Raw genomic sequence first — 12,663 nt, 5'->3', positions numbered from 1 at the left:
GAGAAGCAACAATCACCACGGTATTAACCAAGTGGGTGATTAAACGGCTGCCATTAACGCCTATCTATACACTCTTTAAACTATTTCAACCACGGACTAAACCATGCATTTATCTAAGTTGACTGAAGATATCTACCAACACCTCTATCGTGATATTAGCGAATTTCGTCATACGTTTGATCTCCCTGTCGCTGATCCATCGAGCTTAGATAGCCAAGCCGATACCCTGCATACGTCTTTAATTATTGAAGAGCTGACTGAGCTGGCAGAAGCTGACTGTAAAACCGAACAAGCCGATGCGATTGTTGATAGCGTCTATGTCTTAATGGGACGCCTGGTACATTTGGGGCACACTCAGATTACCGACAACCTAACAATCAGTTATCTTGTTGATTTGCTGTTAAATGTTGCCGTTAATCGTGGGATAGATTTTCTTCCCTGCTGGGATGAAGTGCATGCCTCAAACATGAGCAAAGTCTGTCGTAACGAGCAAGAGTTTATCGATACTGAAGCGTTTTACGCCAAACAAAATATCCCGCTGACGGCAGTACAAAAAGGCGATTACATCATTGCTAAATGTGCTAAGGATGTCGTGATGGAAGGCAAAACCATTCGTCAAGGTAAGGTGCTAAAATCGGTCTATTATCGTCCCGCGAACTTAGCAGCGCTAACCCAATCGTAAACTGATTCGATCATTGTGTTGTCTAAGGCTATCCAATATAAAAATGGCCGTCTCTTTAACGAGACGGCCATTTTATTAGACTGAATTAATCACCATCGCCTTATGCTGAGGCCTCTGACTCAACTTGACCTTGGTGTAAATCTTTCGCCAACAGTAAATACATTGCTGGAACAACAAACAAGGTAAACAGCGTACCAATCGACATGCCACTGGCAATCACTAAGCCCATCGCATAACGAGAGCCAGCACCAGCACCCGTCGCAATTAATAATGGGATCATCGCCAATACGGTTGCCGCGGTCGTCATCAAAATAGGCCGTAGACGAATCGCGGTTGCTTCTTCAATCGCATCGCGCTTACTCTTACCATCCATTTGTAATTGGTTGGCAAATTCCACAATCAAGATACCGTGTTTAGCGATCAACCCGACCAGCGTCAACAAACCCACTTGGGTATAGATGTTGATGCTAGTGAAACCGAGGCTGGTAAAAATCAATGCGCCACACACACTCATCGGTACGGTAACCATGATAATGATCGCGTTCTTAAATGACTCAAACTGAGCGGCAAGGATCAAGAAAATCACAATCAATGCAAAGAAGAACGTCACAACCAGTTGCTGCCCCTCACTCTTATATTGACGAGATTGTCCGGAATAATCGACGCTAAACCCAGCAGGCATGACTTCTGCCGCAATATTATCCAGTACAGCTAACGCTTCACCGAGTGGAACACCCGGACGTGGCACACCAGAAATTTTCACCGCATTAAGCTGTTGGAATCCACGTAGAGCTTGTGGCTGAACGGATTCACTCAGCGTCACTAAGGCAGACAGTGGCACTAACTCCCCTTGTTGGTTGCGGGTATAATAGTTAGTCAACTGCTCTGGATTAAGACGTTCGCTGCGCTCAACCTGTGGAATCACGCGATAAGAGCGGTTATCCAGTGAGAAGCGTCCAGTATCAGCGCCAGACAGCAGACTGCCTAAGTCAGCGGCAATTTGCTGCATCGACACGCCCATCAGCGCCGCTTTTTCACGATCCACTTCGACGGTTTGTCGAGGACGATTAATTTTCAAATCGCTGTCAACAAAGATAAAGCGTCCGCTCGCCATTGCTCGGCCTAAGATCTCTTGTACCACCTCTTGCAGTGCTTCAAAAGGTTGAGTTGAGCCGATGATAAATTCAACCGGTGTACCACCACCAGGAGAGGGCAGTGACGGTGGCACTAAAGCAAAACTATTAAGCGCGGGTTGTTGAGCAAGAAAAGGCTGAATGTCTTTAGCCAGCACATCATGAGTGAGCCTATCACGGCGCTCCCAAGGCGCTAACACAATACCGGCAATCGCTTTATTGGTTCCACCTAACCCATTAATGATGAAGACATTTTCAATTTCCTCGACATCATCAACTAAATTATCCAGTTCTTGAGTATTTTGTGTTAACGCATCCAGTGTATGATAGCTATCGCTTTCCAAAATAGAGAAGACGAAACCTTGGTCTTCTGGTGGCTCTAACTCTGAAGGACTAGTGATAAATAAGAAGTAACAAGAAACCAGTACAATCGCACCAAAGGTTAACACGACACTCTTACTATCCAGTAAGCTGTGCAGCGTGCGTTGGTACGAATGATGTAATCGGTCAAACTGCTTATCTAACCACTGCTCAAGCGATTTCTCTTTTTTGTTATCGCTGCTGTGTGGCTTAAGAATATAAGCACACATTACTGGCGATAACGTTAACGCAACAATACCCGATAGAATAACCGATGCTGCAAGAGTAAACGCAAATTCAACGAATAATACGCCCGTCAAACCACCAACAAAACCGATCGGTAGAAAAACCGCAACCAAGGTCGTTGACATGGTAATGATTGGCCATGCAAGCTCACGCGCCCCTTGGATCGCCGCATCAATACGACTTTTACCTTCTTCAATATGACGGTGAATGTTTTCGAGCATGATGATCGCATCATCGACCACAACCCCAATCGCCAGTACCATCGCCAGTAGCGTCAGTAAGTTGATAGAGAAACCTAACAACCACATCAAGAAAAAAGTACCAATCAACGATACAGGTATCGCCACCGCAGGGATGATAACCGAGCGAAACGAGCCTAAAAACGCATAAATAACGAAAACAACGATTGCCAACGCCAAAATAATCGACATCACTACTTCATCAATGGCATTTTCGATATATTCCGTCGAGTCATAAGCGATGTACGCAGAAAGTCCTTGAGGCAGCTGAGGAATAATATCTTGATCCCACACTTGACGAACATCTGCGATCACATCCAACGCATTCGCATCCGGAGAGACTTCGATACCAATAAAGGTTGCAGCTAAGCCATTAAAGCTCACCGAACTCTCGTAGTTCTCAGCGCCTAATTCAACCTCTGCAACATCGGCTAAACGAACAACGCTTTGACCGTCACTGCTGACCACCAGTTGTTTAAATTCTTCAACATCGCGTAAATCAGTCGCCGCCGTTAAGTCAATAGCGACCATCTGCCCTTTAGTACGACCTAACGCCGCTAATACGTTGTTACTGCGTAACGCCGTCGCGACATCGCTCCCTGTTAAACCATACGCGGCCATTTTGACTGAATCTAGCCAGACTCGCATAGCAAACGTACGTGCACCAAGAATTTCCGCTCGTTGCACGCCAGGAATGGTCGATAGCTGAGGTTCTACAACTCGAACTAAGTAATCGGTGATTTGGTTATCACCCAATACTTCTGAGTAGAACGCCAAATACATCGCCGCGACACTTTCGCCGACTTTTAAGGTCACCACCGGTTCACGAGCGTTTTCCGGTAACTCTGAGCGAACTTTGTTCACCTGAGCAGCAATTTGCGTCAACGCTTGGTTCGGATCGTAATCGAGGCGTAAATACGCTTCGATAGTACTATTACCCGCGACCGACGTAGAGACTAAATAATCAATCCCTTCTGCTGCGGCAATTTCCCGCTCTAATGGTGTGGTGATAAAACCTTGGATAAGATCCGCATCAGCTCCGACATAAGTGGTACTGACACTGATCACCGCATTTTGGATCTCAGGGAATTGGCGAACATTCATATCCATAATGGCTCGTAAGCCAAGTAAGATAATGAATAAGCTCACCACCGACGCTAAGATCGGTTTTTTAATAAAAACATCAGTAAAACGCATGAATACTCCTACTGATTCGCGGGTGATGGGTTCACTTCCGCACTCGGTTGAACACGCGGATTGTCACTAATTATGATTTGTGACCCATTACGTAACTTGAGTAAGCCGGAGGTTACAATCCGATCGCCAACCTCTAAGCCTTGTTCCACCGCAATCAGATCGCCACGACGCTCACCCGTTTGCACAAACCGTTGTTGTACCACTAACTTGTCATCTTGCTCTTCAATCACAAATACTGAGTTACCATAAGGGTTAAACTGAATCGCAGTTTGCGGAATTAAGCTAACTGAACGTGGTTTCCCCGTATCCAATTGCACGCGAGCAAACATACCCGGACGCAATGCGAGATCTTGGTTATCCAGAGTGGCTTGCACTTCAATACTTCGACTCGCTTCGCGTACCGAAGGCGCTATAGCAGTAATTTTTCCGGTGAAAACTCGGCCAGCAACGGAATCAACGTTGACTTGCACGCTTTCTCCTAGACGAATATTAGCCAACTGCTGCTCGGGTAAAGTGAAGTTGAGATAAATTGGGGCAAATGATTGTAACGAGACAACGACACTACCCGGAGACAGTAGCTGACCCAAGCTGACTTGGCGCAATCCAGCAATACCATCAAAAGGGGCAAGAATGGTCTTTTGTGCAATCCGAGCTCGTTGGCTTTCTACTGCGGCAGACGCTTGCTTAGCTTCACTCTCACTGCGACGTAGCTCTGACTCAGAGACATTTTTCTCGCGGAACAGACGCTGATAACGCGTTAACTCGATATTGGCTAACTCTTCAACGGCTTGTAATCTTTTTAGCTCCGCTCTATCGACCGAATCATCCAAAGTGACAAGTAGCGTCCCTTTTTTGATATTACTACCGTTAGCAAAATGGATACCGTTGATGATACCACTCGCTTCAGTGGTTAAATCGGTGCTATTAACGGCGACAAAACTACCAATTGCACTGACAAAGGGCTGCCATTCATCGGTGGTGACTTCGCTAGCCGTCACGGTTACCGGTGGAATCGGCATGTTATCGAAAAATTGATTCATAAAATGGTTGCCGACCGCTTTGTAGGCAAAAATGCCACCAAAAATCAGCGTACTGACGATTAACATCAGGATCATGCGCTTTAACATGAAAACTCCTTGCTGGTTGATCCTAAAAAATAAAAAGGGTTAGTGAAAAGCAGGATACTTTTCTAGTTCGATTTTCAATGCCGTTACTTTTTGTAAAATAACGTTATCCTCCAGTGATAATAAGGGCTGCCACTCCATCCCATTAAGTAGCATCGTGATGTTACGATAAAGTTGCATCGAATTAGGTGATACCGCTAATGCCTCTAGTAAGCCATCGGCATTAACCAAAGCATGGTGGCCTTGACACTGCGCCCAAGGCGCTAAAGAGAGATCCATTGCGTGATAGCCATAATCAGGCAGCTCACCGCAATCAAGCGCATCTTGGGTTATTCTACTGACGATCTCGCCAATTGGTTTACAGGATTGGAAAATTTTCTGCTTATGAGCGACAGAGACATTTTCCCATACTGCTTCCGTAAAAACGTATTGTTCTAATTTGGCATGTTGCGGATAACGCTGCTGAAATAAACGATCGGCAATCGCTAAAGCCAACATTTTATCGCGCCCGCTGACCTCTAATTGAGCAATACATTCAAAACGTTCGGTTCTATCCGCTGCCTTTAAGCCGACAATAGCGGCCAATAAATCCTCTCGGCTTGCAAAATGTTGATAGAGCGTTCCCGTCGCGTATTGACACTGCTTAGCCAATTTCGCCATGTGTAAATTCAAGAATCCATCTTGCTCAATCATGTCGCAAGCGGTCATTAAGAACAGTTGTTCTCTTTCTTGTCGCTCACGAAGCTTTCTTTCTGATGTTGTCATAATCAAACCATACTTGAATGGGAAACAGATTATGAACGTGATTCAAAAAGCGATCAATTTTGATTGTTCACACTTAGTTCACAATTTGTATCAAAATGTGAACTGCAACATCATTTATTCTCATCAATGACTCCCCATCGATGAGAATAAGCAAGAATAGGCAGGGAAAAGAATAAAAAAAAGCCACCTTAAGGGCAAGGTGGCTAAAGACTATCAAAGTCTAACAAGAACGAGAATGTATCAATACGTTTAATGCGATTGGCATGCCAAGTTTTTACAATTAACCATCTTATTGTTTATAAAGGATTTTCATAAAGCGCTATTGCCAAAGGCTAATCATTATTGAACCACGATGGTGCTTGATGCACCACCATCAATCAAAGACTAAATAAGGCTGTCCTGCAATCTCCACTTGTTGAACGGCGGTATGAAAAACGTGTTGGATATGCTCGGCTGTTAACACTTGTCGAGGTTCACCCAATGAATGCATGACCCCATTATCCAATAGCAATACCCTATCGGCATAACGCAACGAACGATTTAAATCATGGTTAGCCATAATGACCGTGATGCCATCACTGGCAATACGCTGAATGAGATCGTACAACAGTCGCTCTTGCGCAATATCTAACGGAGCCGCAGGTTCATCGAGGATCAGTAATCGGCCAAATGGATTTAATGTCGGCCAAATTTGTAGGCAGCTACCCGCTAAACGTACCCTCTGCCACTCTCCACCCGATAAATGGTGGATAGAACGATAGAGCTTATTTTGTAAACCCAGCAGTGTGACCAATTCTTGCAGTACTTCGCTGACTCGAGGTTCCTGATAACTGACCCCTTGGGGAAGGGATAACTCTAAATATTGAAACACATCAAGATAAAAAGCAGGTTTATCACTTTGCGATAAGTAGGCACGAACCTGAGCTTGTGCGGATAATGAGAGTGACAATAAATCAACATCGTCTAACTGCACCGAACCTTGGCTAGTGATCATCCCCGCTATCGCTGCTAATAAAGTACTTTTACCACTCCCATTAGGACCAATCACATGCAGCACTTCTCCGGCTACCGATTGAAAAGAGAGCGGCAGTAAACGTTGCCCAACGTGTAAATGACTAACGTTTATCATGACTTCTCACCAGCATCCAAATAAAGATTGGGGCTCCAATGGTTGTCGTCACCACACCAACAGGCAATTCGGCGGAAGTAAGAGCAAGCCTTGCCAACATATCAGCCGCCACCAGCAGCAGAGCACCACACACAGCGCAAGCAGGCAACAACATACGATGCTCACTCCCCAATACAAGACGCAGCAAATGTGGAATAACCAAACCAATGAAGCCAATGATGCCAGCTAAAGCAACACTCACACCAACTAATAATGAGATAGCAACAATCAATTTCCAACGTATTGCTATTACGTCTAATCCGAGTTGTTTGGCATGAGTTTCACCTAGCATCAATTGATCAAGAGATCGTCCTTGAAACAGTAACCAGATAATAACGGGTAACGCCAAAAGAGACAGAGCATGTTGATACCAACTGACACCACTTAAACTACCCATCAGCCAATACATCAGCTGCCTTAGACTCAAGTTATCACTAAAATAAAAAGCCCATGTCACTATCGAGCCGGACAGGATGCCTAAAGCAACCCCAACCAGTAAAAGACGCGTAGTGGTTAAACTCGTCAGCTTGGCAATCGATACCAAAAGAAAGGTAAAAACTAACGCGCCCATCACGGCAGCTAACATAAACAGCGATGGCGTAGCAAAGGTAGGAAAAAAGAATAAGACAATCACCATCGCCACACTGGCACCACCAGAAATCCCCAAGATTCCCGGTTCGGCTAATACGTTACCCAATAGTACCTGTAACGTAGCTCCCGACAAGGCCAGTGCGCTACCGATAACGATAGCCGCCAGTAATCGAGGTAGGCGTAACTCTAAGACCAATTGTTGTTCAAGAATCGTCCAATCTGAACCCAGCCCGATAAAACGCTCACCGACCATTAAATAAGTCGCACTTAATATGAATAACAGGCAAGTAAAACTACCAATCACCCATCGCCAGCGGCGCTGTTTGTTGGCAATTAATTGGTTGAAGTTCATCGGCCTAATAGCATAAAAAATAATGGGGCTAACCTTATCGTTAACCCCATTGAAGCTCAAGTGCTTTACTTAATCATAAACCAATTGATCATCTTCATATCGAGTATCTACCTTGCAGACCATTAAGGCCGCACGTTGACCAATCGCCACCTTGCGGTTGGGAAACACGATCGCCTCCCCTTCATTCTTCGCCATTAAGGGTTTATCGCCATCATGGCCAAATACTTCCCCATGCATAAAAGAGGTGAAGTTTTCTACATCGTCACCAAAGCGAAAATCAAAATCTTCGTGTAAGCGAACAATCGTTCGGCTCACTCGATACATGATGGTTTTCTTAGCTAAATGTTCCGACTGCTCTGCCGAGATTAAATCGCGTAATGCGAGATCAAATGCGGCAAGGCGTGCCAAATCATTTTCACCCAGTTTTGCCACTTGACCGAGTTCAACGGTCATCGCTTGCGCAGCAAAATGCTCGGCACTGAACCAGCTAAAGGTACTTGCAGGAGCATTAGAAAGCATGACGGCTTCAATGTGTGCGCTCTCAATAAATGCCATCAAAGCACGACTACGGACTGGATGACGAGTTTTCGGGCTGACAGCAAATGAATAGTGCTTTGACAAACGAATCGCACAGTGTAAATCGAGATGCCAGCGAGTCTCTGGTGCCGTTTTATTAAAAAACTGGCTGACCTGCGCTTTTAAGTTGGTAGCGATATCCGCTTCTAAACTCGCAGCATGAGGCTTATCATCAAATAATCGGTTGAGATTTTCTTCTATAAAACGGGTATAGCGCAAAGTGGCTTGTGGATGAGCGACAATAAATAAACAGCGCTGCTGCACACGTTGAAATCCGCTGACGATATCATCAATAATTTTATCGACCAGCTCCATTGGCGCCGTTTCATCACCATGCACACCACAGGATATGACGATATTTTTACTATCCGCAGAATAGTGTGCTGGTAATACTTCAAGAACACCACGTTGCCACAGTTTAAGTCGGACGCCTGCTTGAGTGGTGATTTCTTCGCTGACCATCGGCTGGTCAATATCCAAACTATCGAAAAGAAAAGATCGGCGAAAGAGGGATGTCGTCATGCGCTACTCCTTTATTGCACAGCGGGTATGGTAAAGAATTGTTTAGCCAATTTATGTAGAGAGGATCTCACTTATCAAAACCCGAACGCTGAATAACCTGCAAGTAAACATCACAAACGGATTTAACTCCCCGAATTCTAACACTAAATATTGCTAATGCACTAGAGTTGGGTTATTCGTGCTGATAGTCAACCACTTGATATGATCAGCATACACCCAAACGACTTGGCGTTGCAGTTTCAAGCACGAAGGGGATACACACTTTGGATAGCGACGAATTTTAGGAATCAGTATGAATAACATAACTCAAGACCCGGTGATCATGATTGCAGGCGCCACTGGCTTAGTCGGCACTTGCGTATTACGACGCTTATTAGCTGAACCTGCCATCCAACATATCTATGCACTGAATCGACGGAGTTTATCGCTGCCTCATCCTAAATTAACCGAGTTGATTGATTCTGAACTCAGTATTACCCACTGGCCTGAGCAGCAGCCTCGCCCTCAGTATGGCATTATCGCGCTCGGCACAACGCTTAAGCAAGCCGGCTCTAAACACGCTTTGGAGAAAGTGGATTTTGAATTGGTTTGTCAGGTGGCGCACAGTATGAAAATCTTGGGCGTGACTCGGCTTGCGATTGTCTCTAGCTACGGAGCCAATCCCAGTGCCCGCTCCCATTACTTACGCTGCAAAGGACGCATGGAAGAAACCATTCGTCGGCTTGGGTTTGATCATCTGGTGTTTGTTCGTCCAGGTCCATTAGTCGGCCAACGTGAACAGCCGCGAAATGATGAAATTTGGCTACAACGAGTGATGAGATTAGGACAATTTTTTCTATTTGGTCGTCTGAAAAACCTGATCCCGATTAACGCCGATAAGGTCGCTCAAGCACTTTTATACGCTTTATTTGATCAATCAACCAAACGAGTCACCGTTTTACACTCCGTAGCGATGCACGACCTGGTCAAAAAATACCAATAAATAGATCACCTAATAACCACGCTGATGCCAATACAGCCAAATAAATCGCTCAATAACTATTTGTTCTACATTATGCCGTTTTGGTCTTTTAAGGTTGATTTAGATCACGCTATGCTCAACCGGTCTTATTACCTCTATACCTACACCATTTATCGGCGCAGAGCTGTAGCAGCTTAAATGCAATGGATGACGCTACCAGATAACGTTAATGGACTTAACTTTCTGCACGGTTAAATTAAGTGTTGTTTTATCCCTGTTAAGGATGTCTATTATGTCAGTTGCAGCTATCGCTATGCTCGCGGTATTTGTCGGTATTTTGCTGTTCCTGTTTGGTCAACAGAAAAAAAGCCATTCGTTATCGCGCTTAGTTCTATTAGGTCTAGTGCTTGGTAGTGTATTTGGACTTGCCCTTCAGCTTATTTTTAACGAAGGCAGCCCTATTATCCGTGATGTACTTTCATGGATTTCGATTGTTGGTAGCGGCTATGTCGAACTACTGAAAATGGTTATCATGCCATTAGTATTAGTATCGATGATTTCTGCCGTGGTGAAACTGGATAACAGCGGTTCATTGGGTAAAATCTCCTTTCTCACTATCTCAATTTTGCTGTTCACAACAGCGATTGCCGCTTTGATTGGTATTTTGATCACTCATGCGTTTGGCTTAACCGCTGAAGGGCTAACCGAAGGCACACGTGAAGTGGCTCGAATGGGACAACTTGAATCCCGCGCATCAACCGTTGCTAACTTAACCATTCCGCAAATGCTGATCGGTTTTATTCCATCAAATCCTTTTGCTGATCTGACTGGCGCCCGTTCGTCTTCAATCATTGCCGTGGTCATCTTTGGTATTTTAGTCGGTATTGCCGCACGTAAAGTGATGCAAGAGAAAGAACAACTTGAAGCGCCTATTCGCCTCTTTGTTGATGCGCTGCAATCCATTGTGATGCGCTTGGTTAAAATGATCATCGCCCTTACACCTTACGGTATTGCCGCACTGATGGCGAGAATGGTTGCAACATCAAGCGCGAGCGATATTTTAAACTTGCTCGGCTTTATCGTCGCTTCTTACCTCGCGATTGCTTTGATGTTTGTTGTGCATGGTTTATTGGTTGCTTTGGTTGGCGTTAACCCTAAAACCTATTTCCAAAAAATTTGGCCAGTACTGACTTTCGCGTTTACTTCACGTAGCTCGGCGGCCACCATTCCATTAAACGTCGAAGCTCAGATCACTAAGCTTAATGTACCACCAGTGATTGCTAACTTGTCAGCCTCGTTTGGAGCAACAATTGGACAAAATGGCTGTGCCGGAATTTATCCTGCAATGCTAGCGGTGATGGTTGCTCCATCCATGGGGATCAACCCGCTGGATATCCATTTCATCTTGTCATTGATTGCCATGATCACCATTAGCTCGTTTGGTATTGCTGGAATTGGTGGTGGCGCAACGTTTGCCGCGCTGATTGTACTTCCAGCGATGGGGTTACCTGTGACAATCGCAGCACTGCTTATCTCGATTGAACCGTTGATTGATATGGCACGTACTGCACTTAATGTGTCGGGATCAATGACAGCGGGTACCATCACCAGTCGACTCATGAAACAAACTCATGAGCCAGAAGCTGAAACACAACCTGTCCAAGCGTCTTAATCATTAACGATTGCTTAAACACTAAAAAGCCGACCCGTATATTGGTCGGCTTTTTTGTCTCTTTTTTCTATCAATGATGACTTAATTGTCGCGTTTATTATCGCCAACGCAGGATCCCTAAGCGATACAGTGCTAACGCCGAAAGTAACAAAGCACAACCAAGGATTTTATTCAAAGGCATGGTTTCCGCATAAACCAGCATACTAAGAATCAATGTCCACACCGGTTCCAATAACATTAATAAAGCCGCATTGGTCGGATTAGCATGCTTTTGACCAATAGTTTGCATCAGATATCGCAAGCTCGTGGCCAATAACACGCTCAATGCAAACCACTTCCAAGTCATAATACTTACCGATTCTGGCCAGCGTTCAAATAACCAACAGAGCACTACCCCCAAACAACCGACAGTAAAAAGCTGTAATGTGGTTAATAACATTGCGGGCAATTTTGCGGAGTATTGACTATTGAAGTTAAAATGTAATGCCAGCCCCATCGCCGCCGCTAAAAACCACAACTGATTGACCGCAATTTGCCAAGCGCCATTCCAAGAGAGCAAAAACAATCCTAATACTGCAATTGGAAAAGCCAGCCAAAAAGCTCGATTCGGTCGATTACCGTGGAGCGGCCAAGCAAGTAAAGGCACAAATAGCATCGACAAACTCATGATGAATGCACCTTCGCCCAAGGTGGGACTTAATGAAATCGCATGTATCCAGCAAAAAAGCGCCCCCCCTAAAAAGACGCCGACCCCCATTGCGCGCAGACAATCTTGTCGAGAGGCTTTTTTTAAAGCTGGGAAACAAAACGGCAGTAAAATCAGAGAGGCGGTAATAAATCGCAAGCCAATAAAGCCAAACGGTGGTAATTCTTCAATGGCTTGTTTTGAAAACACCCAACCCGCAGCAGCGAGCAATGTTGTTAATACAAAAATCGATTCAGCGCGAAATTTAACCATCATGGTAAGGTCACACAAAGGCAGGAAAGAGTGAACAGATTGTGCGCCAAATGTAAAAATAAAACCACTCTTCATCGACTAAATATCAATGATTTAGCTTTGCTATAACGTGTTAAC

Annotated in this window: 10 protein-coding genes; 3 read left to right on the top strand and 7 right to left on the bottom strand. The window is 44.8% G+C overall.

Features of this window, described 5'->3' with window-relative positions; genetic code table 11:
• The first annotated feature begins 103 nt into the window (after nucleotides 1–103).
• Nucleotides 104–682 (top strand): nucleoside triphosphate pyrophosphohydrolase family protein, encoded by a 579-nt coding sequence (locus CAG58_RS05635; protein ID WP_161425547.1) that lies wholly within the window; start codon nucleotides 104–106, stop codon nucleotides 680–682.
• 100 nt (nucleotides 683–782) lie between these two features.
• Here the strand turns inward: CAG58_RS05635 and CAG58_RS05630 are convergent, their stop codons facing one another.
• From CAG58_RS05630 to CAG58_RS05605, 6 genes are all read right to left on the bottom strand, one after another.
• A complete protein-coding gene (locus CAG58_RS05630) occupies nucleotides 783–3,857 on the bottom strand; it encodes an efflux RND transporter permease subunit (RefSeq protein WP_161425548.1) in 3,075 nt (1,024 codons plus the stop codon).
• A gap of 8 nt (nucleotides 3,858–3,865) precedes the next feature.
• Nucleotides 3,866–4,984 carry an efflux RND transporter periplasmic adaptor subunit gene (locus CAG58_RS05625; RefSeq protein WP_154167986.1) on the bottom strand — a complete coding sequence of 373 codons (1,119 nt, stop codon included), beginning with the start codon at nucleotides 4,982–4,984 and terminating at the stop codon, nucleotides 3,866–3,868.
• A gap of 39 nt (nucleotides 4,985–5,023) precedes the next feature.
• Nucleotides 5,024–5,746, bottom strand: a complete 723-nt coding sequence (locus CAG58_RS05620) for a TetR/AcrR family transcriptional regulator (protein ID WP_158143812.1) — start codon at nucleotides 5,744–5,746, stop codon at nucleotides 5,024–5,026.
• 373 nt (nucleotides 5,747–6,119) lie between these two features.
• Nucleotides 6,120–6,875 carry a vitamin B12 ABC transporter ATP-binding protein BtuD gene (btuD, locus tag CAG58_RS05615; protein WP_161425549.1) on the bottom strand — a complete coding sequence of 252 codons (756 nt, stop codon included), beginning with the start codon at nucleotides 6,873–6,875 and terminating at the stop codon, nucleotides 6,120–6,122.
• Nucleotides 6,862–7,857 carry a vitamin B12 ABC transporter permease BtuC gene (gene btuC / locus CAG58_RS05610; RefSeq protein WP_158139047.1) on the bottom strand — a complete coding sequence of 332 codons (996 nt, stop codon included), beginning with the start codon at nucleotides 7,855–7,857 and terminating at the stop codon, nucleotides 6,862–6,864. Before btuC ends, btuD begins: the two co-directional genes overlap by 14 nt.
• A gap of 69 nt (nucleotides 7,858–7,926) precedes the next feature.
• Nucleotides 7,927–8,955: a succinylglutamate desuccinylase gene (locus CAG58_RS05605; protein ID WP_161425550.1), complete on the bottom strand. Its 1,029-nt coding sequence runs from the start codon at nucleotides 8,953–8,955 to the stop codon at nucleotides 7,927–7,929.
• Between the two features lie 292 nt (nucleotides 8,956–9,247).
• Between CAG58_RS05605 and CAG58_RS05600 the strand changes: the two genes are divergently transcribed.
• The gene (locus tag CAG58_RS05600) at nucleotides 9,248–9,937 is read left to right on the top strand and encodes an NAD(P)H-binding protein (protein WP_161425551.1); all 690 of its coding nucleotides are present in this window, start codon (nucleotides 9,248–9,250) and stop codon (nucleotides 9,935–9,937) included.
• Between the two features lie 271 nt (nucleotides 9,938–10,208).
• Nucleotides 10,209–11,588 carry an L-cystine transporter gene (locus CAG58_RS05595; protein ID WP_161425552.1) on the top strand — a complete coding sequence of 460 codons (1,380 nt, stop codon included), beginning with the start codon at nucleotides 10,209–10,211 and terminating at the stop codon, nucleotides 11,586–11,588.
• 97 nt (nucleotides 11,589–11,685) lie between these two features.
• On the opposite strand, the gene CAG58_RS05590 is transcribed toward CAG58_RS05595, so the two are convergent.
• Nucleotides 11,686–12,549: a DMT family transporter gene (locus CAG58_RS05590; RefSeq protein WP_161425553.1), complete on the bottom strand. Its 864-nt coding sequence runs from the start codon at nucleotides 12,547–12,549 to the stop codon at nucleotides 11,686–11,688.
• Nucleotides 12,550–12,663 lie beyond the last annotated feature (114 nt).

The organism is Vibrio sp. V31_P5A7T61, assembly GCF_009904895.1.
In the GTDB taxonomy this organism is placed as follows: Bacteria; Pseudomonadota; Gammaproteobacteria; order Enterobacterales; family Vibrionaceae; genus Vibrio; species Vibrio metschnikovii.
The sequence above is the reverse complement of the archived record's forward strand: the minus strand, read 5'-3'. Positions and strand labels throughout refer to the sequence as shown.